This window comes from Paenibacillus qinlingensis, assembly GCF_031455095.1.
GTDB lineage: Bacteria > Bacillota > Bacilli > Paenibacillales > NBRC-103111 > Paenibacillus_E > Paenibacillus_E qinlingensis_A.
The window spans coordinates 1-22,277 of record NZ_JAVDSB010000024.1 but is presented as its reverse complement, the minus strand read 5'-3'; the positions used below and the strand labels follow the sequence as shown (position 1 = coordinate 22,277).

At 46.0% G+C, this 22,277-nt stretch carries 22 protein-coding genes; all 22 read left to right on the top strand.

All coding sequences use genetic code 11. From position 1 onward, the window contains the following. Positions 1-313: 313 nt before the first annotated feature. The 22 genes from J2736_RS31510 to lysS all read left to right on the top strand — a co-directional run bounded on the left by J2736_RS31510 (position 314) and on the right by lysS (position 21,962). Positions 314-1,036 carry a vWA domain-containing protein gene (locus J2736_RS31510; RefSeq protein WP_310502558.1) on the top strand — a complete coding sequence of 241 codons (723 nt, stop codon included), beginning with the start codon at positions 314-316 and terminating at the stop codon, positions 1,034-1,036. Continuing rightward, positions 1,020-1,925 (top strand): protein kinase domain-containing protein, encoded by a 906-nt coding sequence (locus J2736_RS31505; protein ID WP_310502524.1) that lies wholly within the window; start codon positions 1,020-1,022, stop codon positions 1,923-1,925. Before J2736_RS31510 ends, J2736_RS31505 begins: the two co-directional genes overlap by 17 nt. 34 nt (positions 1,926-1,959) lie before the next feature. After that, positions 1,960-3,381 carry a tRNA lysidine(34) synthetase TilS gene (gene tilS / locus J2736_RS31500; RefSeq protein ID WP_310502523.1) on the top strand — a complete coding sequence of 474 codons (1,422 nt, stop codon included), beginning with the start codon at positions 1,960-1,962 and terminating at the stop codon, positions 3,379-3,381. Between the two features lie 61 nt (positions 3,382-3,442). After that, a complete protein-coding gene (hpt, locus tag J2736_RS31495) occupies positions 3,443-3,982 on the top strand; it encodes a hypoxanthine phosphoribosyltransferase (RefSeq protein WP_056617930.1) in 540 nt (179 codons plus the stop codon). A gap of 97 nt (positions 3,983-4,079) precedes the next feature. Next, on the top strand, positions 4,080-6,041 hold the full coding sequence (gene ftsH, locus J2736_RS31490) for an ATP-dependent zinc metalloprotease FtsH (RefSeq protein WP_310502522.1): 1,962 nt from the start codon (positions 4,080-4,082) through the stop codon (positions 6,039-6,041). 200 nt (positions 6,042-6,241) lie between these two features. Next, on the top strand, positions 6,242-7,180 hold the full coding sequence (nadA, locus tag J2736_RS31485; RefSeq protein WP_310502521.1) for a quinolinate synthase NadA: 939 nt from the start codon (positions 6,242-6,244) through the stop codon (positions 7,178-7,180). A gap of 127 nt (positions 7,181-7,307) precedes the next feature. Further along, on the top strand, positions 7,308-8,918 hold the full coding sequence (gene nadB, locus J2736_RS31480; protein ID WP_310502520.1) for an L-aspartate oxidase: 1,611 nt from the start codon (positions 7,308-7,310) through the stop codon (positions 8,916-8,918). Between the two features lies 1 nt (position 8,919). Next, entirely contained in the window at positions 8,920-9,789 is an 870-nt protein-coding gene (gene nadC, locus J2736_RS31475) for a carboxylating nicotinate-nucleotide diphosphorylase (protein WP_310502519.1), read from the top strand. Beyond that, on the top strand, positions 9,786-10,550 hold the full coding sequence (locus J2736_RS31470) for a type III pantothenate kinase (RefSeq protein ID WP_171629506.1): 765 nt from the start codon (positions 9,786-9,788) through the stop codon (positions 10,548-10,550). Before nadC ends, J2736_RS31470 begins: the two co-directional genes overlap by 4 nt. A 23-nt stretch (positions 10,551-10,573) precedes the next feature. Further along, on the top strand, positions 10,574-11,440 hold the full coding sequence (gene hslO / locus J2736_RS31465) for an Hsp33 family molecular chaperone HslO (protein WP_310502518.1): 867 nt from the start codon (positions 10,574-10,576) through the stop codon (positions 11,438-11,440). Positions 11,441-11,522: 82 nt separating this feature from the next. After that, a complete protein-coding gene (locus J2736_RS31460; RefSeq protein ID WP_310502517.1) occupies positions 11,523-12,473 on the top strand; it encodes a peptidylprolyl isomerase in 951 nt (316 codons plus the stop codon). 113 nt (positions 12,474-12,586) lie between these two features. Further along, positions 12,587-13,528, top strand: coding sequence for a cysteine synthase A (gene cysK, locus J2736_RS31455; RefSeq protein WP_173120980.1), 942 nt, complete (start codon positions 12,587-12,589; stop codon positions 13,526-13,528). Positions 13,529-13,641: 113 nt separating this feature from the next. Then, a complete protein-coding gene (locus tag J2736_RS31450) occupies positions 13,642-15,174 on the top strand; it encodes an anthranilate synthase component I family protein (RefSeq protein WP_310502516.1) in 1,533 nt (510 codons plus the stop codon). 35 nt (positions 15,175-15,209) lie between these two features. Beyond that, entirely contained in the window at positions 15,210-15,791 is a 582-nt protein-coding gene (pabA, locus tag J2736_RS31445; protein ID WP_236292806.1) for an aminodeoxychorismate/anthranilate synthase component II, read from the top strand. A 3-nt stretch (positions 15,792-15,794) separates the two neighbouring features. Continuing rightward, positions 15,795-16,655, top strand: coding sequence for an aminodeoxychorismate lyase (gene pabC, locus J2736_RS31440; RefSeq protein WP_310502515.1), 861 nt, complete (start codon positions 15,795-15,797; stop codon positions 16,653-16,655). Between the two features lie 54 nt (positions 16,656-16,709). Beyond that, entirely contained in the window at positions 16,710-17,531 is an 822-nt protein-coding gene (gene folP / locus J2736_RS31435) for a dihydropteroate synthase (protein ID WP_310502514.1), read from the top strand. A gap of 41 nt (positions 17,532-17,572) precedes the next feature. Further along, positions 17,573-17,941 (top strand): dihydroneopterin aldolase, encoded by a 369-nt coding sequence (folB, locus tag J2736_RS31430; RefSeq protein WP_310502513.1) that lies wholly within the window; start codon positions 17,573-17,575, stop codon positions 17,939-17,941. Further along, positions 17,938-18,453, top strand: coding sequence for a 2-amino-4-hydroxy-6-hydroxymethyldihydropteridine diphosphokinase (gene folK / locus J2736_RS31425; RefSeq protein ID WP_310502512.1), 516 nt, complete (start codon positions 17,938-17,940; stop codon positions 18,451-18,453). The genes folB and folK overlap by 4 nt, the downstream gene beginning before the upstream one ends. Beyond that, positions 18,435-18,647 carry a helix-turn-helix domain-containing protein gene (locus J2736_RS31420; RefSeq protein ID WP_310502511.1) on the top strand — a complete coding sequence of 71 codons (213 nt, stop codon included), beginning with the start codon at positions 18,435-18,437 and terminating at the stop codon, positions 18,645-18,647. The genes folK and J2736_RS31420 overlap by 19 nt, the downstream gene beginning before the upstream one ends. Positions 18,648-18,663: 16 nt before the next feature. Next, positions 18,664-19,680 (top strand): tRNA dihydrouridine synthase DusB, encoded by a 1,017-nt coding sequence (gene dusB, locus J2736_RS31415; RefSeq protein WP_310502510.1) that lies wholly within the window; start codon positions 18,664-18,666, stop codon positions 19,678-19,680. Between the two features lie 221 nt (positions 19,681-19,901). Further along, positions 19,902-20,378: a transcription elongation factor GreA gene (gene greA, locus J2736_RS31410; protein ID WP_310502557.1), complete on the top strand. Its 477-nt coding sequence runs from the start codon at positions 19,902-19,904 to the stop codon at positions 20,376-20,378. 87 nt (positions 20,379-20,465) lie between these two features. After that, on the top strand, positions 20,466-21,962 hold the full coding sequence (gene lysS / locus J2736_RS31405; RefSeq protein ID WP_310502509.1) for a lysine--tRNA ligase: 1,497 nt from the start codon (positions 20,466-20,468) through the stop codon (positions 21,960-21,962). The last annotated feature ends 315 nt before the right edge of the window (positions 21,963-22,277 follow it).

Sequence of the window (22,277 nt, the reverse complement as noted above, 5' to 3'; positions counted from 1 at the left end):
ACTTTCAACATGTTTATATCTATTTGCTAATCCTATTTCGTATGTAGAAGCCAAGTTGATATGAAATGTCGATATTTTCCAACCTAAGCACTATTCACCTCCATTGCAAGTAGATCTTTTTACCTATTATATCGTTAATGGCGGGACTAAAGTCTATGTTTAATGAAAATAAATGTGAAGTTTATTTGAAATCCAAAAATACATAGATAGTAACGCTAACTTTGGGATGATTAGACACTCTTAAAAATGGAAAAACTAGGATAGAAACTACTAGAGAGCTAATCTTTTTCCGCCAGGGAGGCAGAGGTTCATGATGAAACAAATACTATTAATCACAGATGGTTGTTCCAATGTTGGTGTAAGTCCGGTTATCGCAGCGGCTCAAGCGCATGCAGAAGGTGTTACGGTGAATGTCATTGGTGTGATTGATCATGGAGAGCTAGGCGTGCTAGGATCAGAAGAAATTCGAGAGATTGCGGCAGCCGGTGGTGGCATGAGTCGAATTGTTAATTCCGAACAGCTTTCACATACGGTGCAAATGATGACTCGTAAAACCGTCAATGCCACTATCCAGCATGCTGTGGGCAAAGAACTGCAAAGCATTCTGGGCATTTCTCAAATTGAACAATTACCACCGGAGAAACGTGCCGAAGTCGTACAAGTGATTGATAATATGAGTGAAACCACGTCGCTGCGTGTCGCTCTTTTAATAGATGCTAGTGCCAGTATGAAGCCGAAGCTTGCCGCGGTACGTGAAGCGATCCATGATCTCCTGCTGAGTCTAAGAGCCCGTAGCGGTGTAAGTGAGTTGGCTGTTTTCCATTTCCCGTCAACGAAATCAAGTGATCAAGAATTAGAAATGGATCATGGTTGGACGAATCAGCTTGCAAATGTTGATAAGATGTTCTATAAAATAAACATGAAGGGTACGACGCCAACGGGTCCAGCGCTACTGCAAACGTTGCAGTTCGTGACAGAAAAGCCTTTCTCACCAAAGACGACCGAGGAAGGGATGCTGAGTGACTACGTGGTATGATGAGGCCTTTCGCCCTGGGTCTGAGATTAAAGGGAAGTGGAATGGCCATGTGTATGTGGTCGAGCGTTTATTAGGTGCAGGTTCGAATGGTATTGTTGCTCTTGTACGCAGGGGAAACGCTAGATTTGCGCTTAAAGCAGGATATGAAACCGTTGACCATCAGTCGGAGATCAATTCCTTGCTGGCTATTTCATTGAAAGAGAATTCATTTAAGAATTTTTTGATCGATTCAGACGATATGATTATTCAGGGAAAAGGAATTTCCTTTTATGTCATGCGCTATATTGAAGGTGCAAGTCTTTCTGATTTTATAAATAAGCGTGGCCAAGATTGGATATATGTCATAGGCACGAATCTCTTGCAAAAGCTCACAGAAATCCATAGAAGCGGTTATGTATTCGGGGACCTGAAGGTTGAGAATATGATTGTGTCTAAGTATGGAGATGTGGATCTTATTGATTTTGGCGGTGTAACCTCTAAGGGACGAGCGATTAAACAACTAACGGAAGTCTACGATCGCGGGTTTTGGAATATGGGGGAGCGGGTTGCGGAAGAAAGCTACGATCTATTTTCATTCGCTATTTTATTATTAAAGACACTAGATCATCGCAAGCGCTTCACAGGATTTATTAAAATGCTGCCACAGAATCGAGAATTAGATCAGTTAACTGCGATTATGCGCGAAAATCCAATTGCTGCACAACTGGCTCCCTTTTTGAATAAAGCCCTGCACGGCGAGTTCAGCACTTCGGAAGAAGCGATTAGTTATTGGAAGAAGTTAATAACGGGCAAGAAAGCCGCGCAGGCTACGTTGAAAATGCCATGGCTCAAAATATGCTTTGCTGCCTCTATTTTTATTTTTGGAGTAACGATATATAAGTATTGGTAGTGTGGGGTAAGGGATTGGCAGAAAGGAAAGTGGCATGGAAACGGGTTTAGTTGCCAGTGTAGAACAACGAATAGTAGAGCAAAAGCTCGCCGATACAGGAGATGTAATGATTGTTGCGGTTTCAGGGGGGCCTGATTCTGTGGCTTTATTACATGTCCTGTTTCAGCTTTCTCGGACGTATCAGTGGACGCTCGTTGTAGCTCACGTGAACCATCAATTCCGAGGTGCTGAGTCGGATGCAGAGGCAGATTTCGTTGCGGAGCTTGCGGCAGGGCTGGAGCTTCCCTGTGAAATTGGGGAAATTGATGTTCCTGCCTATATAGAGGAAGCTTCTCTAAATGGGCAAGCGGCAGCACGTGAGAAAAGGTATGAATTTCTTCACCAAGTAGCAGATAAATACAGCGCACAACGGATCGCTTTAGCGCATCATGCGGATGATCAAGCGGAAACGATGCTCATGCGAATCCTCAGAGGAACGGGCCCTTCAGGGCTTGTCGGAATGCCAGAACGCAGACGCGAAAAAAAAGTGGAACTGATTCGTCCTTTTTTACGTATATACAAATCAGATATTGTGAATTATTGCGCTCAGCATGAAATTACCTATTGTAAGGACAGCAGCAATGAGCTGCGGAAGTATTTCCGCAATCGGATTCGGCTAGATCTGATGCCGATGCTGAAACAGTATAATGAACAACTTCCAGAGTCACTCAATCGATTGACGGAAGTGATGCAAGCTGAGAATGATTATTTGGATGGGGAAACGGATAACGTTTTTCGCCGAATCGTGACTTTTCAGTCCAACATCTGCCGCTTAAATAGGAGTGATTTCGCCGAGCTTCACGTTGCTTTACAAAGGCGTTTGATTAAATTAATATTAAACTGTCTTTGTTTGGAAAGGGAACGGCTGGTATTTACACGAATTGAGCGTGTTCGCGAGTTAATTGTGAAAGATCAGATGTCGAATCAAGTCTTACAGGTGGATGAACAGGTTTATATTGTGAGAGAATATGGATCTATTCAATTTCAGACATTTGCACCCGATCCGAAGCCTTACGCTTATGAGATTAGGTTAGCATCGAATGAAGTGAACCTGCCAGGCATGAACGCCAAGCTGATCTACTCCTGGATGCCTTTAAGCTCGTACGAGAAAGCAATCCCAGATGATAACGGCGACGTTTTTTTGGATTTGGACCAAGTTGAATTGCCGCTTTATATTAGAAGCCGCCGATCGGGCGACCGATTGGAACCACTTGGTTTAAACGGATCCAAAAAAGTAAAGGATATGTTCATTGATGCCAAAATGCCGCCAACGAGGCGTGAGGTTATCCCACTACTGGTCGACGCATCCGGAAAGATTCTCTGGATTGCTGGATTTCGTAGGTCCAAACACGCTATGGTCGGACCAGACACACAACGTGTGCTTCATATGAAGCTAGTGCTGCAGAAACATACGTAAATTTCGTTCTTCTAGAATGTAAATTTATAAGGATTCATAATATAATCTAGGGGGTTCATCCTTGTACAGCGACATTCAAGAAGTACTTTACAGTGAAGAACAGATTCAAGGCAAGATTAAAGAATTAGGGGAATTGCTTTCCACTGATTACGAAGGCAAGAATCCATTGGTTATTTGTGTATTGAAGGGCGCTTTTATTTTCATGGCGGATCTTGTAAAACAAATTAGAGTACCTTTGGAAATTGATTTTATGGCGGTATCAAGCTACGGTCAATCCACGAAATCTTCAGGAGTCGTTAAGATTATCAAAGATCTTGATGTTCCGGTTGAAGGACGTCATATTCTGATCGTGGAAGATATTATCGATAGCGGCTTAACGCTTAGTTATCTGATAGATGTGCTAGAACGTCGCAATGCGAAGACGATTTCAGTTGTTGCGCTGTTTAATAAACCGGCACGAAGAACGGTAGAGCTTGAGCCTGATTATGCAGGTTATGTGCTACCAGATGAATTCGTTGTCGGATATGGTCTGGATTATGCAGAGAAGTATCGTAACCTTCCATTTATCGGCATATTGAAACCAGAGATCTATTCGAGCTAGTGTCATGTTCCGCACGCGCAGTAGGACAGTAATGTTGTGGCGCTTTACCGGGATATGGTAAAATAATAATTGTGTGCCGTTTGAGAGGAGGCTCGTTATGAATCGAATTATCCGGAATACCGGCTTTTATTTGCTTATATTTTTGGTTACTGTAGGGATCGTTCATTTCATTAGTACTCAAAATGAACAGAAGGAGTTAATCACCTACGATAAATTCCGACAAGCAGTAGTAAACAAAAATGTAGAGTCCGTAGTATTAAAGTTTGATGGGTATACCTATTCCATTAAGGGTAAGTATATTAACCCGCCTAATGGCGCCGATAAGAAGAGCTTCGAAACACATGCTCCTTACGAGCCGTTAGTTGTACAAATGATTGAAGCGAACGGCGTACCTTCGGAAGAGTACGGGCCGATGGAACGTGATAGCGTTTGGATTAGCTTTCTTACGTCCATTATTCCATTCGTCATTATCTTCATTTTGTTCTTCTTCTTATTGAATCAAGCGCAAGGCGGCGGCGGTAAAGTGATGAACTTCGGCAAGAGCCGTGCGCGCCTATATAACGAGGAGAAGAAACGTGTCACATTCGAAGATGTGGCAGGTGCGGATGAAGAGAAGCAAGAATTGATCGAGGTTGTTGAGTTCCTGAAGGATCCTCGCAAATTCGCAGCAGTTGGCGCTAGAATTCCTAAGGGTGTTCTATTGAACGGTCCTCCAGGAACAGGTAAAACGTTGCTAGCTCGTGCAGTTGCTGGTGAAGCAGGCGTACCATTCTTCAGTATTTCTGGTTCTGACTTCGTTGAGATGTTCGTCGGTGTCGGTGCATCCCGTGTTCGTGACTTGTTCGAGAACGCGAAGAAGAATTCACCTTGTATTATCTTTATTGATGAGATCGATGCGGTTGGTCGTCAACGTGGCGCAGGCTTAGGTGGCGGACATGACGAGCGTGAGCAAACGCTCAACCAATTGCTTGTTGAAATGGACGGTTTCGGTGCGAACGAAGGTATTATTATCGTTGCAGCAACTAACCGACCTGATATTTTAGACCCTGCCTTATTGCGTCCAGGTCGTTTTGACCGTCAAATTACGGTAGATCGTCCGGACATCAAAGGCCGTGAAGCTGTATTGAAAGTTCACGCACGTAACAAGCCGCTTGCGAAAGATGTGAAGCTAGATTCACTTTCACGTTATACAACTGGTTTTACGGGCGCTGATCTTGAGAACTTATTAAATGAAGCGGCTTTGATCGCTGCTCGTCGTAATCGTAAAGATATTTCGATGGCAGAAGTTGAAGAAGCATTTGACCGTATTATCGTGGGTACACAGAAGAAAAGCCGTATTATTTCTGAGACTGAGAAACGTATCGTAGCTTATCATGAAGCAGGACACGCGATTATCGGTTATCATGCAGAGAATGCGGACATGGTTCACAAAGTAACAATCGTGCCTCGTGGACGCGCTGGCGGTTATGTGATGATGTTGCCTAAAGAAGGCGAAGATCGCATGATGCAAACGAAGAACGAGTTGTTGGATAAAGTAACTGGACTCTTGGGTGGTCGTGTTTCCGAAGAATTATTTATCGGAGAAATTGGCACAGGGGCATACAGTGACTTCCAGAAGGCAACAGGAATCGTTCGCCGCATGATCATGGAATACGGTATGAGTGATAAGCTTGGACCGATGCAGTTCGGTAGCTCACAAGGTCAAGTATTCTTGGGCCGCGACATCGGACATGAACAGAACTATAGTGATGCCATTGCTTACGAGATCGATCAAGAGATGCAAAGCTTTATTCGTACGTGCTACGAACGTGCACGCACGATTCTTACGGAGCATGCGGATCAGATTCACCTTGTAGCCAAAACATTGCTTGAGAAAGAAACGTTGGATAAAGACGAAATCATCGAACTTTTGGAAAAAGGTAAGCTTAGCGCCAGCTCCGATGAGGAAGATGTGAAAGTTACTATTCAAGGTCAAAGTCAAGCTAGTGAGAGCAATAAGCTGGAGTTTGATAAAGATAAAGAAGTTAAAGAGATCAAACCGGATCAAACAGAAGAGTAAGTTGCAATGCGAACTCGGAAATCCGTTGTACACATCAAGTGTGCGCGGAATTCCGAGTTTTTTCACTGTATTTGCGCATTGACAGGCGATGTGAGAATGTGTAAATTAGTTGTAAATCTCTAATTTTATTGCATTTAGATCATACTACTTTTAGATAGACGACGAGACCATTTTACGTCCCAGATAGGGGAGGAAGCACCATGGAAGCCTTAGCATTAGAGCGCAAAGCGGAACAAAACCGTGAGCTCAAAGAACGACTGCTGCAATTGAAGAAAGAACGGAATGCCATTATTCTTGCTCATTATTATCAGCGTGACGAAGTTCAAGAGGTAGCGGATTTTAGAGGGGACTCCTTTTTGCTTGCTCAGAAGGCCGCACAAACCGATGCGGATGTCATCGTATTCTGTGGTGTTCATTTCATGGGGGAAAGTGCCAAGATTCTCGCACCGAATAAAACCGTGATTATTCCAGACGAACGGGCTGGCTGTCCGATGGCCGATATGGTGAATGTGGAAGGTCTACGCGCCCTTAAACGTCAGCATCCGAAGGCCAAGGTCGTTGCCTATATTAATACATCGGCCGATGTGAAGTCTGAAACAGACATTTGTTGTACCTCTGCGAATGCGATCAATGTCATCAATTCCGTCGATTCAGATGAGATCATCTGGGTACCGGATAAAAATTTGGGTGACTATGTATCAAAATTCACAAGCAAAAAAGTGATCATCTGGGAAGGTTACTGCAATACACATGATATGTTAACCGTTAAAGATGTGGAAGAAATGAGAGCGCAATACCCGAATGCACAGTTTGTTGTTCACCCAGAGTGTCGCCCAGAAGTTGTGAAACTAGGGGACTTTGTAGGTAGTACAACTGCAATTATTAAATATTGCAAAGAGTCGGACTGCCAAGAGTTTATTGTAGGAACAGAAGATGGGACTGGTTATCAATTACGCCTGGATAGTCCTGATAAGAAGTTCCATTTTGCAACCAAATATCTGGTGTGTCCGAATATGAAAGTAAACAATTTGAAGAAAATTGTGAAATGTCTAGAGACGATGCAACCAGAGATTTATGTACCAGAAGATGTGGCAGATAAAGCAAGATTGTCCTTGGAGCGCATGTTACAAGTTAAGTAGCATGCGCTACTCTCTTGTCTTGAATAGATGCCCTCGTGAAGCAAGGCTAGTATCGATCTAATGAGCGAGTATGGACGTACTGACGTTGCTTTACGAGGTATTAAGGGTGAAGAACAGGTGAAACGTCATGATTCCTAGATATCTCGTAGATGTTGATTTAGATTCGATTCCTCATATACATACGGATGTAATTGTTATTGGTGCAGGCATTGCTGGACTATTCACAGCGCTTCGTGCGAGCGAGAATAAAAAAGTCCTTATGATTACGAAGAAATCTCTCTTGGATAGCAACACGCGTTATGCGCAGGGCGGAATTGCCGCAGTGATCTCGGATGAAGATTCACCCGAATATCATCGTCAAGATACAGTGATTGCAGGAGCAGGTCTTTGTTCGTCGGAAGCTGTTGATGTACTTGTCCATGAAGGACCAGAAGGCGTTCAGGATTTGATTCGAATGGGAACGCAGTTCGATCTAGAGAACGGGGAGTTTGCTTTAACCAAAGAAGGGGCGCACAGCCAACGACGTATTTTGCACTCTAATGGAGATGCGACAGGTGCGGAAATTGTTAGAGCTTTATCGGAACGTACCAAACAGGATCCGAATATTGAAATTTGGGACGACCACTTCGTGATCGACCTGATTACCCAAGACGGCGAATGTTACGGAGCGCTCGTTCAGAAACCTAACGGACAGCGCGTATTTGTGCGTGGCAACGCTACAATTCTCTGCTCCGGTGGCGCGGGACAGCTGTTCCGCTACACAACGAATCCCGACATCGCCACGGGCGACGGGATTGCGATCGCGCATCGCGCGGGTGCTCAGATTCAAGATGTGGAATTCATTCAATTCCACCCCACAGCATTATGCTACCCGGGCGCACCACGGTTTCTGATTTCTGAAGCGGTGCGGGGCGAAGGCGCTTATTTGCGTAACATCAAGGGCGAACGCTTCATGGAGCGCTATCACCCACAACTAGAGCTAGCGCCTAGAGACGTTGTTGCTCGTGCGATCGTTGACGAAATGGAGAGCTGTAAATCTACCTTCGTTTATATTGATATTACACACGAATCGGAAGAACTGATTAAACATCGGTTCCCGACGATTTACGAATATTGTCTGAATTACGGGCTCGATATGAGTACCGATTGGATCCCTGTTGCACCAGCCGCACATTACATGATGGGTGGCGTGAAAACCGATTTACACGGAGAGACTCAAGTTCGTCGCCTTTTTGCATGTGGTGAAGTTTCGTCGACAGGCGTACATGGCGCTAACCGTTTAGCGAGTAACTCTTTATCCGAGGCAATTGTGTTCGGTCGCAGAATTATTGAGCGGATTCAAGAACTGCCTCCGCTGGAAGGTAATATTCAGATCCGTGCGGAATCGGAAGCCCCACGGACAGAGATTCCTAATCAGGCGGTTGTAGAGAAAAAGTTGAAGCTTCAGAAAGTTATGCTTCGCTATGCAGGTCTCAAGCGCACAGCTAAGGGCTTGCAAAAAGGGCATGAAGAGTTGGCGAGACAATTGTCAATCTTTGATTCTCTCATGACGAAGCGTGAAGAGTATGAGTTCGCTAATTTGCTCAATGTCGCCCTTTTAACAACAACAGCAGCATTAACCCGTGAGGAAAGCCGCGGCGGTCATTATCGAGAAGATTTCCCAGAACGGGATGACTTGGTATGGAAGAAGCATATTGTTTTCCAGCGCGGGGAAGATAGGATTGAGGAGTGGATTTAGCATGTTAGAAATAAATATGGAATTAGTTCGGAAGCAAATTCGCCTATGGCTAGAAGAAGATATCGGCACGGGCGATGTCACGACTATAACAACAATCCCTTTGGAACAAGTATCCAAGGGGATTATCCACGTCAAAGAAGACGGAATCGTTTGTGGACTTCGCATCGCACAGGAGGTTTTTGCTGTGGTCGATGCTTCTCTTCGTTTCGAAACAAAAGTGGCCGAAGGATCGTCTGTTCATAAAGGGACCATACTAGCTGAAGTGGAAGGCAATACACGCAGCATCCTATTAGGCGAGCGATTGAGTCTGAATTTGATGCAACGATTGTCGGGGATCGCCACGAAGACGCATGAATTTGTGATGGCTCTGGAAGGATTGCCAACCAGACTTGTAGACACACGGAAAACAACGCCTGGACACAGATTGCTTGAGAAGTATGCCGTGCGCGTTGGTGGCGGCTACAACCACCGTTTTGGCCTCTATGATGCGGTTATGATTAAGGATAACCATATCAAAGGCTCAGGAGGCATTACCCAGGCGGTTCAAGCCGCACGTCAGAACATTCCCCACACGATGAAGATCGAGGTGGAAGTGGAGAACTTTGAACAGCTGCATGAAGCGCTCCAAGCAGGAGCTGATATCATCATGCTGGATAACATGGCTCCAGTCCAAATGAAAGAAGCAGTTTCGATAATTAAAAGCAAAGCGCCGCATATTGTAGTAGAGGGATCAGGTTCGGTCACCCCGCAAACGATTAAAGCGATGGCGGAAACGGGTGTAGACGTGATTTCCGTTGGACGGCTGACGTACTCGGTAGCAGCGCTCGATATCTCACTAGATCTGAATGAGCGGAAGGGGACAGCATTATGATTCTCGTTATCGATGTCGGGAATACGAATATTGTACTCGGCCTCTACCAAGAACGTACGCTCTTGCATCATTGGCGTGTAAGCACGAATCGTTCGGCTACCGTGGATGAATATGGCATGCAGCTGCACAGCTTGTTCCAACATTCGGGCATTTCCTTTGCGCAAGTAGAAGGTGTCATTATTTCATCTGTCGTGCCCCCGTTGATGAATGCTATGGAAAACCTCTGCTTACACTATTTGAAAAGGGCGCCTTTTATCGTAGGTCCAGGGATCAAAACAGGATTGAACGTCCGTGTAGACAATCCGAAGGAAGTTGGCGCAGATCGCATCGTGAATGCGGTAGCGGCACTGGAGCTATATGGAGCTCCATGTATTATTGTTGATTTCGGCACAGCTACAACCTACGATTACATTGATTCATCAGGGCAGCTAGTGGGATGCGCCATTGCGCCAGGCATTGGGATCTCCACGGAAGCGCTGTATCAGAAGGCAGCGAAGTTGCCGCGTATTGAGCTGGTTAAGCCGAAAAGTGTGGTTGGTCGGAATACCGTAGCAGCAATGCAAGCGGGCATTATTTATGGCTATGTTGGCCAGGTTGACGGGATTGTCGAACGGGTCATTCAGGAGTTTAATGTAAATCCAACAGTGATTGCGACGGGTGGATTAGCAGAACTCATTTCTAGCGAGTCGCGGACGATTCAAGTCGTCAACCCATTGCTTACGCTACAAGGGTTACAAATGATTTACGAGAAAAATGTCTAAGCAGTATAAGGAAGGAAATTGACATGAGTGATTATTTAATTCGAGGAACAGCTTTAGATGGGCGTGTACGTGCGTTTGCTGTTCAGACGACTCTCCTAACCGAAGAGCTTAGTCGCAGGCATCAAACGACACCGACAGCGACAGCCGCGTTAGGGAGAACAGCGGCCGCTGCGCTTCTTTTAGCTGCTATGCTCAAAGGTGAAGAACATCTCATTGTTCAGGTCAAAGGGGATGGACCGATCGGACAAATCGTTGTAGATGCGAATGCGAAGGGTGAAGTGCGTGGTTACGTAGATAATCCTTTCGTAGATCCGCCGCTCAAAGAGAATGGCAAATTAGATGTTGCCGCTGCGGTAGGGACAGACGGTTTTTTATACATAACGAAAGATCTAGGAATGAAAGAGCCTTATAAAGGAAGTGTTCCTTTAATTTCAGGTGAATTAGCGGAAGATTTTACGTATTATTTTGCAAAGTCAGAACAAACACCTTCGGCAGTCGCGTTAGGGGTCTTGGTGAATAAGGATCACTCGATTCTTGCTTCGGGTGGATTTGTGATTCAACTGCTCCCAGGATTAACGGATAGTGAGATTGATGAGATCGAAGCCATGCTAAGCCAAATCCCAAGCTTCACGAACATGTTAGGCGGCGGATTGAATTTAGAGGAAATTTTACAAACCGTACTCCCTTCTTTCCGTATGCTTGATGAGATGGATGTCAGGTTCCAATGCAAATGTAGTCGGGAGAAAGTGGAGTCTACCTTAATATCGTTAGGTAAGCAAGAACTTCAAGAGATACTGGAAGAAGAAGGAGTTGCGGAGGTCGTCTGTCATTTCTGTAATGAAGCTTACCGGTATGAAGGCGAAGATTTGCAACGGATGATTGATGTGTAAGCGTGGGTGAACTGCTTGATTTAGCTACTGAACACGGATGCAAGCAGCTAGAAGCAATATGGAAGTAAAAGAGGGAAATAGGATGCGCAATGTAAAGCGATTGTGGGGAGTCATCATCGCGATGGCGATATGTATTCTCGTACTCGCATCCTTGCTGATCAGTCATGCCATCAACCAATCAGAACCAAGACAATCACCGGAGCCAGAACAGCAGGGTGAGAATAAGAATACACGAGTTGTCGCCAAAATTGGGAATCAGGAAATTACTATGAGTGAGCTCGAATCAGCGCTCGCGCGCCATTATGGGCCGGAGCAGTTGAGTCAAATGTTGGATCGAGAAGTAATTCGCCTAGAGGGAAATGAGTCGGGGACTAAGGTAGCGAGTGCGGAAATCAACCGTGAGCTGAAAAGGATGCAGCAAGGGTACGAAAGTGAAGGGCAATTTTATGACTCCATGCAAAGTCAGTTGGGCTTGTCTGAGCAGGAAATCCAAGAGGATGTAGCGAATAAGTTGTTACTTGAGAAGCTAGCAACGGCATCCATTCACATTACAGATACTCAGGTTGATACCTACATAAAGACACATGCGGATGAGTTTGAACAAGGAACGGAATACAACATTGGGCAGATCATTGTATCCACGAAGGAGCAAGCAACGAAAGTCATTGCGGAACTGGCCAAAGGTGTGAGCTTTGTGACACTAGCCAGAGATCGATCCATCGATGATGCAACCCATAACACCGGTGGTGATTTGGGTTGGATTGAAGGTGACGATCCTTTTGTTGAGGGCTCTATTCTGGAAGCGGCGAAATTGATGAAGGTTGGCGAAGTGAGTAAGCCCATACCTGTTTCACAAGGCTTTGCCGTCATTTTACTTAAGAATAAGCGGGATCAGGAGAACCCGGATATGGCGTTTATTCGAGAGAGTGTGCGAAAGGAGCTAGCACTGCAAGAAGCGCCTCCATTGAAGGAGTTTGTCGTGCAGTTGCGCGTTAAATGGAAGGTTAGTGTGCTGGATCCGACGCTCCGATAGGTGAATGTGAAAATATGGTTGACAACCTGTAGGCGCATTGATAAGATTAGTATAATTAATACCGACTAAACAACTCGGAAATCATTCAATACTCAATCTGGAGGGGAAATATTATGGCAAGATTAGTACAGAGCATTACGGATTTGATTGGGGATACACCACTAGTTCGTTTGAACCGTGTTGTTCCAGAAGGCAGTGCAGAGGTTTATGTGAAATTAGAGTACCAGAACCCGGGTGCCAGTGTTAAAGACCGTATTGCCATCTCCATGATCGAAGTAGCGGAGCAAGAAGGTAAATTGAAGCCAGGTGACACAATTGTAGAACCGACAAGTGGTAACACAGGAATCGGGATCGCATTAGTGGCAGCGGCTAAAGGATATAAAGCGATCCTCGTTATGCCAGAAACAATGTCTTTGGAAAGACGTAACCTGCTTCGCGCTTATGGTGCACAGCTTGTTCTAACGCCTGGAGCAGAAGGTATGAAGGGTGCAATCAAACGTGCGGAAGAGCTACAAGCTGAGAATCCTTCCTATTTCATTCCACAACAATTCAAGAACCAAGCGAACGTGAAAGTTCACCGTGAAACAACAGGGCCAGAAATCGTAGAAGCGATTAACGCTCATGATGGTAAACTGGATGCTTTCATCTCTGGTATCGGTACTGGTGGTACAATCACAGGTGCGGGTGGCGTTCTGAAAGAAAACTTCCCTAACATCAAAATTTACGCAATTGAACCTGCGGCATCCCCAGTTCTTTCTGGTGGTAAACCAGGTCCTCATAAAATCCAAGGTATCGGTGCAGGGTTTGTTCCTGATATTTTGAACACCAATGTGTACGATGAAATCATTGCTGTTGAGAACGAAGATGCGTTCGAAACTTCACGTCGTGTTGCTAAAGAAGAAGGAATCCTTGGCGGAATTTCCTCCGGTGCAGCGATTTTCGCAGCATTGAAGGTTGCTAAAGAGCTTGGCGCTGGCAAACGTGTTGTTGCGGTAATCCCTAGTAACGGTGAGCGTTACTTGTCCACGCCTTTGTACCAATTCGAAGAGCAATAAGATTAAAGCCAAACAAGATCAAGCCTTCAGCTATTGCAGCTGGGGCTTTTTTTCTGTATAGGGTTGGAGTATACTAATGGACAACGAATTAACGGATTTGAAGGAGAACAGGCATGATTTTAACTTCAGTGGAACAATGGCAGGAGTGGTCCTCATCAGACTACACGATGCTGCCGTATATAATAAAATTAGGACTGGCAGATGATCGAATTGCCTCTTGGGAAGATGCTTGGAAAGAAGCTTCTCCGGATTCTTTCGTGCTCGAAAGCGGAAAAGGCGGCAGATATACGCACTTTGGACTACATCCCTTTTCCACTGTACGGGGGACAGGCTTGGAAGCTGACATCACAACTCACACGAACTCGACACATTCTCGCGTACAAGGCAAGCCGCTCGATATCGTGAAGCAATGGATGTCGGGCTTCAACAGCCCTAAAGTTCAAGGAGCACCCAAGTTTGTCGGCGGCTGCGTAGGCTATTGGAGCTATGATGTGATTCGCACCATTGAGAAGCTGCCAGAGCAGTCGCGTGACGATCTGCCCATTCCTGATTACAGCTTCGCTATGTATGATCAGGTGTGGACATTAGATCACACGGAGAAGAGTCTGTTCATCGCGGTGCATATGCCGCTCGCCCAAGGCGCAGACATCAACGAGCTCTACGCTGCGGCGCACGCTCGCGCTGAAGCCATGCTCGTCCGCTGGCACGCGATCCGCGCAGGCAACTGGTCCGGCACACCGCTGAACGGTGCCGACCAACCTACGATGGCGCGCGAGCAGCTGCACATCGACGTCGAAAGCATCGCAGGCATCGAGCCTGCCTTCGACAAAGGAGCGTACATGGCTGCGGTGGAGCGCATCCAAGCCTACATCTCCCAAGGTGACGTGTTCCAAGTCAACTTGTCCGTCAGGCAGAGCCGGCAGCTGCGCACGACGCCGGAGGAAATCTACGAGGCGCTGCGCATCGTTAATCCCTCGCCCTACATGGGCTTGCTGCGCTTCGCTGGCTTCGCCCTCGTCTCTGGCTCGCCGGAGCTGCTCGTGCAGCTCGAGGACGGCGTCCTGCGGACGCGTCCTATCGCTGGCACGCGCCCGCGCGGCAAGGACGACCAGGATGATCTTCGCCTAGCTGGCGAGCTCATCCACAACGACAAAGAGCGTGCTGAGCACGTGATGCTCGTCGACCTCGAGCGCAACGACATGGGACGCATCTCACGGTATGGTTCTGTCCATGTCAAAGACTTCATGGTCATCGAATACTATTCCCATGTGATGCACATCGTCTCCGAAGTCGTCAGCGAATTGGCCGAGGGCAAGGATGCCTACGATGTCATTGCGGCCACCTTCCCTGGCGGTACCATTACGGGTGCGCCGAAGATTCGCTGTATGGAAATCATTGAAGAGCTAGAGCCCGTACGTCGTGGTCCATACACAGGATCCATGGGATGGATTGACTATAATGGCAATATGGAATTTAATATTATTATACGCACGCTAGTAGCTGTTGAAGGGATGGGACATATTCAAGCTGGAGCGGGGATCGTTATTGATTCCATTCCAGAACGAGAATACATCGAATCCTTGAATAAAGCCAAAGCGATGTGGAAAGCCATTGAATATAGCGAGCGGAGCATGAGCCGAGCTTAGGGCCCAAGCGGGCTGAGACGAAAGGGGAGCTTAGAATGATTTTAGTGATTGATAATTATGATTCGTTTACGTACAACCTTGTGCAGTATTTAGGAGAGATCGGGGAGGAAGTCATCGTTCGTCGGAATGACGAGATTGACTTAGCAGGCGTCGAGGCGCTCGCGCCAGACCATATCTTAATATCTCCAGGGCCGTGCACACCGAATGAAGCTGGAATTAGCTTATCACTGATCGACCATTTTAAAGGGATCATCCCGATTTTCGGCGTTTGTCTGGGACATCAGTCCATAGGCCAAGCCTTCGGCGGCGATGTCATTCGCGCAGAGCGCTTGATGCATGGCAAAACTTCGGAGATTTTCCATGACGGCAAAACCTTGTTTGAAGGACTTCCGTCTCCTTTCATCGCCACACGCTATCATTCTTTGATTGTCAAAACAGAAACCTTACCTGATTGCTTGGAAATCAGTGCACAAACAGCAGAAGGCGAAATCATGGCCTTACGCCATAAAGAGTATCCAATCGAAGGGGTGCAATTTCACCCGGAATCGATTATTACCCAGCACGGACATCAAATGCTGCGCAACTTCCTTCGTCGCACAGCCAAAACAGGAGTCTAACGCATGATCATCTCCATGAATGGAACCTTAGTTGAAGAAACACAAGCCGTGGTCTCAGTATATGATCACGGTTTTCTTTACGGCATCGGCTTGTTTGAGACCTTTCGCACGTATAATCGTAAGCCCTTCCTGCTTGCTGAACACATTCGTCGTTTGACAGATGGGTGTCAGGAGCTTGGTATTGTCTACGAGCCTAACCTTGAGAATCTGTCACGCTTTATTGAAGAATTACTCCAAGCGAATCATTTAGAGGATGCGTACATTCGTTACTCGGTCTCTGCAGGCGTAGAGGCATTAGGTCTTCCAACCAGTGACTATACGAAGCCAACAGAAATTATTTACATCAAGCCACTACCTCCAAGGGATGAAAGAACTTACCTTCAAGGCAAGGCATTACAACTGCTGAAACTGCCACGAAATACACCAGAGGGCTTATATCGGTTTAAGTCCTTTCATTATATGAATAACATTTTGGCCAAAAGAGAGCTTGGGCAATATGCATGGGCAACAGGGGCTGAAGGCCTGATGTTGTCAGAGGATGGCTATGTGGCTGAGGGGATCGTCAGTAACCTGTTTTTCGTTAAAAAAGATACCCTATATACCCCATCTCTCGATACGGGAATCTTACCGGGCATCACAAGAGCCTATGTCATGGACCTTGCCCAGCAGCTTCAAATTCCTATCCAAGATGGTTTGTATCGGTGGGAAGATCTCATAGAAGCGGACGAGGCGTTTCTCGTCAATTCGATTCAAGAAATAGTCCCTGTTAACACCTTGTACACTCCGAGTGGACAAGCCTATACATTAGGCTCTGGCTCACCAGGCACAATCACCCGCCAACTGACGAAACATTATGCTCAGTAAGGCCCCGAACGAATGAACGGCAACGAACAGCAATGAATAGGAAGTGAACCTAAGATGAATGTGTTATCCTGTAGAGGACACGAGCTGCCCATTGGTGATCGTACGATCATTATGGGCATATTAAACATAACGCCAGATTCATTTTCGGATGGAGGCAGCTATAATCGTATTGAGGATGCGCTACGTAGAGCTCAGCACATGGTAGCGGAAGGTGCAGACATCATTGACATAGGAGGGGAGTCCACTCGGCCTGGAGCAGCAACGGTCACTGTCGATGAGGAGTTGCAACGCGTAATCCCAGTGATCGAAGCGATTCGCAGAGAAATCAACGTGCCTATTTCAATCGATACCTACAAAGCTGAAGTGGCTAAGCAAGCTATAGATGCAGGCGCGCATATCATCAACGATGTATGGGGTGGTCAAGCGGATGCGGAGATGGCAGCCGTGGCAGCCCAATTGGAATGTCCGTTTATCATTACTCATAATCGAACAGACTCAGAATATGTCGAATTTCTCCCTGAGGTGATAGCTGATCTTCTCCGCTGCACGGATCAGGCTCAGCAGGCTGGTGTTAAGCCAGAGCATATTATTCTCGATCCTGGCATTGGCTTCGCCAAGTCATATGCACAGAATCTCTACCTGATGAACAACCTGCGTGCGATCGTTGATTTGGGGTACCCCGTCCTATTGGGCACATCGCGCAAAAGTGTTATCGGCCTAACCTTAGGATTGCCTCCTGAGGAGCGTCTCGAAGGAACTTCATCAACCGTAGTCCTTGGTATTGCGCAGGGATGTGGCATTGTTAGAGTTCACGATGTCCAAGCAATTAAAAGGCTGGCCGTGATGACCGACGCCATTCTTCGCAGCAACCTTTAATTGAGAAGGTATATTCTGTTTTAACCCTGGAGGCTTCTACTATGGATAAAATCATCCTATCCCGCATGCAGTTTTTTGGTAATCACGGTGTGTTCCCTGAAGAAAATACGCTGGGTCAGCGATTCTACGTCGATGTAGAGCTAATGCTCCCTTTAGATAAAGCTGGCAAGAACGATGACTTAACAGAAACGGTACATTATGGCGAGGCCTTTTTCCTGATCAAAGAGATCGTTGAAGGGCGTACGTACAAATTAATTGAGGCATTAGCAGAAAATATTGCATCCGAGCTCCTGCATACTTATACTAGTATCAATGAAGTGACGGTTCGCGTTATTAAGCCGCATCCGCCCTTTGCCGTCATTTTTGATGGCGTTACAATAGAGATTAATCGAAAGCGGGCATTGGAATGACAGCCGAAGAACAAGAACGCACGATCATTGCTTACGTCGCATTAGGCTCCAATATTGATAATCGGGAACATTATTTGCAGGGTGCGATTACAGCGCTGAATGAAGAATCGGGCATCTCGGTGACGGGGCAATCCTCCATCTATGAGACCGAGCCTGTAGGCTATGTGGATCAATCTGCATTTCTAAATATGGTTGTTCAAATTCATACGGACTTATCGCCTGAAGCCTTATTAGTTACCTTGCTAGCCATCGAAAACCGTCTGGGTCGGACGCGTGACTTGCGTTGGGGACCTCGAACGATTGATTTGGATCTGCTCCTATATGGTGACCATCGGTTAACGACCCCCGACTTGATCATTCCGCATCCGCGGATGCATGAGCGGGCTTTTGTATTAGTTCCTCTCTCTGAGGTTCTTTACGCGCGGCAGGCCGTCCAATTTGAATCCATCTCTGCACATTTGGAGAAACTGGAAGGAAAGGAAGGCGTTATTCTATGGAAAAAAGCTCAATAGCACAGCGCATACGCGCTTTTCGTAAGTTAAAAGGGTATACCCAGAGTGAACTAGCGGATTTGTTAGGCGTCTCTATTGCCATCTTAGGGGCGATTGAACGAGGAACACGGAAGCCAGATAACAAAATGATTCAAAATATCTCACAAGTTCTAAATATAGAACCGGAAGAATTAGTAGCTGTTATTGCGAAATGAGAGGAGTGTAATCTGAATGCTGAAAATAGGAAATGTCGAAGCTCCGAATAAAGTCGTCTTAGCCCCGATGGCGGGCGTATGTAATCCGGCGTTTCGCCTAATTGCCAAAGAGTTTGGTACAGGCCTAGTCTGTGCTGAAATGGTTAGTGACAAAGCGATCGTGCACGGTAATACACGTTCTATGGAGATGCTCTACGTTGACGATCGTGAGAAGCCGTTAAGTCTTCAAATTTTTGGAGGCGATACGGATACGTTGGTTCAAGCGGCTCGAATCGTTGATCAACATACGAATGCCGATATTATTGATATCAACATGGGGTGCCCTGTTCCCAAAATCACCAAGTGTGATGCGGGTGCAAGATGGTTGCTTCAACCGGATAAAATTGAGGCCATGATCGCAACTGTTGTTGCAGCAGTGAGTAAGCCTGTAACTGTAAAGATGCGTATTGGTTGGGACTCCGAACATATTTATGCGGTCGAAAATGCAAAAGCTGTCGAAAGAGGCGGCGGTAGTGCGGTTAGTGTGCACGGTCGTACTCGTGAGCAGCTTTACACCGGCAAAGCGGATTGGGATATCATTCGCGATGTGAAGCAAGCTCTTTCGATTCCCGTGATTGGTAACGGGGATGTCGTCACACCAGAGGATGCAAAGCGCATGCTGGATCAAACGGGTGTAGACGGTGTTATGATTGGACGCGGTGCGTTAGGCAACCCATGGATGTTGTATCGTACTGTACAATATCTAGCGAATGGAGAGCTTCCGCCGGAACCGACAGCTGAAGAGAAAATCCGTATCGCTATCTTGCATATGGACCGTCTAATTGCCCTCAAAGGTGAGCATGTAGCCGTGAAGGAAATGCGCAAACACATGGCGTGGTATCTCAAAGGTATGACTGGAGCAGCGCGTGTGAAAGACATCATTATGGAGACTGAAAAGCGGGATGAAATGGTTCGTACATTGGACGCTTACGTTGAGCATCTTGCTGTAAGTTCAGCGTCTGGGACAGCGGAAGAATCAGCTGTGCTGCATTAAAAAAATGCAACAATGGTTGACATTGACATTTTGAAACCGTTGCAATATAATCAGTCAATATTAATGTGTTCCTGCATATATTGAAAGACTAACGAGTAAGCAACTTATTATGAAACGTGAATTCATACTACTTGAATCAGCTCTATAAAGACCTAACTCCTAGCAGGAAGCATCGATTCAACGATATGAAAATCTTTCACATGACGGGAGATCAGTTGGCAATGGCTGAAAAAGAGGTCATTCTTACACCAGTAGGGCTACGGAAATTAGAGGATGAGCTTGAGCATCTGAAGTCCGTGAAACGCCGGGAAGTCGCGGAAAGAATTAAGGTTGCCATCGGTTATGGCGATATTAGTGAGAATTCCGAGTACGAAGATGCGAAGAACGAGCAAGCTTTTATTGAAGGAAGAATCATTACTTTAGAAAAAATGCTGCGCAATGCGCGGATTATTAATAACGATGATGTCGATATTAACACGGTTAGTGTTGGGTCGATTGTTACGCTGAAAGACTTGGAATACGGTGACTTGGTAGAATACAACATTGTTGGTTCGGCTGAATCCGATCCATTGCAGAATAAGATTTCCAATGAAAGCCCTGTGGGTAAAGCTATTCTTGGCAAGCAAAAGGGCACCAACGTTGATGTTGTCGTTCCTGCTGGCGTCATTCAGTATCAAATTGTTGATATTAAAAAGTAGCGTGCAGCCGCAAGCCTTTTGGAAAGCTTCCCTCAGGAAGCTTTTTTCCGTTCACAGCCCTAAACTAAATTAGTAGGAGATGAAAGTATGAGTCAGGAACTAGAATTAAATGAATTGCTCGTTATCAGGCGCAACAAATTGGACGAGCTCCGCGGACTTGGTGTCGATCCTTTCGGCGGCAAATATGTAAGAACGCATTCAGCAGGGGACATTCTTACTGCTTATCAAGAGATGAGCAAAGAAGAACTAGATGAAGCGAATGTCGTAGTTCGTATTGCTGGGCGTATCATGCAAAAGAGAAGCATGGGTAAAGCTAGCTTTGCGCATCTGCAAGACATCACTGGGAAAATTCAAATCTACGTGCGTGAAGATGCGTTGGATGCCAACATATATAAAGCTTTTGATATTCTTGATCTCGGTGACATGGTAGGGGTTGAAGGCGTTGTTTTCAAAACGAAAACAGGCGAAACCTCTATTAAAGTGAAATCACTTGAGGTGATGACGAAATCATTGCTGCCATTGCCGGATAAATTCCATGGTCTTAGTGATGTTGAGCTTCGCTACCGTCAACGTTATGTGGATCTGATTATGAATCAAGATGTTCAGAAGACGTTTATCCTTCGTTCCAAAATCATACAATCCATGCGCCGTTATTTAGATTCTTTGGGCTATTTGGAAGTGGAGACACCGACTTTGCATTCAATCGCAGGTGGTGCTTCTGCACGCCCTTTTAACACGCATCACAACGCGCTAGATATGCAACTGCACATGCGTATTGCAATCGAGCTTCACCTGAAACGTCTAATCGTAGGCGGACTAGAGAAAGTGTACGAAATCGGTCGTGTATACCGTAATGAGGGTATTTCTACGCGTCACAACCCTGAGTTTACGATGATCGAGTTGTACGAGGCGTATGCCGACTACAAAGACATCATGAAGCTGACAGAGGAGCTTGTTGCTCATATCGCGCAAGAAGTGCTTGGACAGACGACGATTCCTTATGGCGACCATGAGGTTGATTTGGCTGTGGGTTGGAGACGTGTATCCATGGTTGATGCGATCAAAGAAGTCACTGGTGTAGACTTTAGCGTTCATATGACGAATGAGCAAGCGCATGGCTTGGCCAAAGAGCACAAGGTTGCTGTGGAGCCTCATATGACGTTTGGTCACATTGTGAACCAGTTCTTCGAAACGTTTGTTGAAGAGACGTTGATACAGCCTACGTTTATCTATGGACATCCATTAGAGATCTCTCCGCTTGCCAAAAAGAATCCTGAGGATCCGCGCTTTACGGATCGCTTTGAGCTCTTTATCGTGGCACGTGAGCATGCGAATGCTTTTACAGAGCTTAATGATCCTATTGACCAAAGAGAGCGCTTTGAGGCTCAGTTGCGTGAAAAAGATCTAGGTAATGATGAAGCACATGAAATGGACGAAGACTTCATTCGTGCTCTTGAGTACGGTATGCCGCCAACAGGTGGTTTAGGTATAGGTATTGACCGTTTGGTTATGCTATTGACGAATGCGCCGTCCATCCGTGATGTCTTATTATTCCCGTTGATGCGTGAACGTCAAGGTGAGTAATTGGTTGAATTAGAGGCGCCATTCGGTGCCTCTAATTTTTTTGAAATTAGGACTTGCAAAGTGTATGTGGTCTGTGGTATCTTATAAAAGTTGCCGCTGAGGACAACACGAGAAACACAAGAAACAAACAAAAAACAACTCAAAAAAGAGTTGCAAATAAAAACTCAGTGTGGTATATTGGTCTTCCGGCTTTCGAAAGAGAGCGGGTTGGACAAGAGTGATTGATCTTTGAAAACTGAACAACGAGTGAGTAAGCACAGTCGAGTAATCGACTATAAAAGAGATTGCAAAATCTCGCTAGCTTCAAATGAGCAA

Excerpts from the sequence above, each read along its gene's own strand:
- J2736_RS31510 (WP_310502558.1), top strand. The coding sequence starts at position 314 with ATGAAACAAATACTATTAATCACAGATGGTTGTTCCAATGTTGGTGTA.
- tilS (WP_310502523.1), top strand. The coding sequence starts at position 1,960 with ATGGAAACGGGTTTAGTTGCCAGTGTAGAACAACGAATAGTAGAGCAA.
- ftsH (WP_310502522.1), top strand. The coding sequence starts at position 4,080 with ATGAATCGAATTATCCGGAATACCGGCTTTTATTTGCTTATATTTTTG.
- nadA (WP_310502521.1), top strand. The coding sequence starts at position 6,242 with ATGGAAGCCTTAGCATTAGAGCGCAAAGCGGAACAAAACCGTGAGCTC.
- nadB (WP_310502520.1), top strand. The coding sequence starts at position 7,308 with ATGATTCCTAGATATCTCGTAGATGTTGATTTAGATTCGATTCCTCAT.
- nadC (WP_310502519.1), top strand. The coding sequence starts at position 8,920 with ATGTTAGAAATAAATATGGAATTAGTTCGGAAGCAAATTCGCCTATGG.
- J2736_RS31470 (WP_171629506.1), top strand. The coding sequence starts at position 9,786 with ATGATTCTCGTTATCGATGTCGGGAATACGAATATTGTACTCGGCCTC.
- hslO (WP_310502518.1), top strand. The coding sequence starts at position 10,574 with ATGAGTGATTATTTAATTCGAGGAACAGCTTTAGATGGGCGTGTACGT.
- J2736_RS31460 (WP_310502517.1), top strand. The coding sequence starts at position 11,523 with ATGCGCAATGTAAAGCGATTGTGGGGAGTCATCATCGCGATGGCGATA.
- cysK (WP_173120980.1), top strand. The coding sequence starts at position 12,587 with ATGGCAAGATTAGTACAGAGCATTACGGATTTGATTGGGGATACACCA.
- J2736_RS31450 (WP_310502516.1), top strand. The coding sequence starts at position 13,642 with ATGATTTTAACTTCAGTGGAACAATGGCAGGAGTGGTCCTCATCAGAC.
- pabA (WP_236292806.1), top strand. The coding sequence starts at position 15,210 with ATGATTTTAGTGATTGATAATTATGATTCGTTTACGTACAACCTTGTG.
- pabC (WP_310502515.1), top strand. The coding sequence starts at position 15,795 with ATGATCATCTCCATGAATGGAACCTTAGTTGAAGAAACACAAGCCGTG.
- folP (WP_310502514.1), top strand. The coding sequence starts at position 16,710 with ATGAATGTGTTATCCTGTAGAGGACACGAGCTGCCCATTGGTGATCGT.
- folB (WP_310502513.1), top strand. The coding sequence starts at position 17,573 with ATGGATAAAATCATCCTATCCCGCATGCAGTTTTTTGGTAATCACGGT.
- folK (WP_310502512.1), top strand. The coding sequence starts at position 17,938 with ATGACAGCCGAAGAACAAGAACGCACGATCATTGCTTACGTCGCATTA.
- J2736_RS31420 (WP_310502511.1), top strand. The coding sequence starts at position 18,435 with ATGGAAAAAAGCTCAATAGCACAGCGCATACGCGCTTTTCGTAAGTTA.
- dusB (WP_310502510.1), top strand. The coding sequence starts at position 18,664 with ATGCTGAAAATAGGAAATGTCGAAGCTCCGAATAAAGTCGTCTTAGCC.
- greA (WP_310502557.1), top strand. The coding sequence starts at position 19,902 with ATGGCTGAAAAAGAGGTCATTCTTACACCAGTAGGGCTACGGAAATTA.
- lysS (WP_310502509.1), top strand. The coding sequence starts at position 20,466 with ATGAGTCAGGAACTAGAATTAAATGAATTGCTCGTTATCAGGCGCAAC.